Here is a 233-nt window from a genome sequence, read left to right on the forward strand (position 1 = left end):
GGCAAGCTGGTTCCGGCCCGTATGCTGGTCAATGGGGCATCCATCCTGATTGATCGTACGATCAACAGCTACACCTACTATCATGTGGAACTGGAGAGCCATGAAGCGGTCTGGGCTGAAAACGCACTGACCGAGAGCTATCTGGATACAGGAAACCGTAGCCAGTTCGACAATCACACCGTAACTGCGATCTTTGGTGGGTCGAAGGCCGGTGGTTCGAAAACGCTGCCGCT

At 54.5% G+C, this 233-nt stretch carries 1 protein-coding gene; it reads left to right on the forward strand.

Annotated features, from left to right (window positions below; genetic code table 11):
- Positions 1-233: Hint domain-containing protein (locus JN414_RS16695; protein ID WP_202208906.1), on the forward strand; the 233-nt coding region annotated here is incomplete at both ends.

The organism is Gluconobacter sp. Gdi (assembly GCF_014132155.1).
Taxonomy (GTDB): Bacteria; Pseudomonadota; Alphaproteobacteria; order Acetobacterales; family Acetobacteraceae; genus Gluconobacter.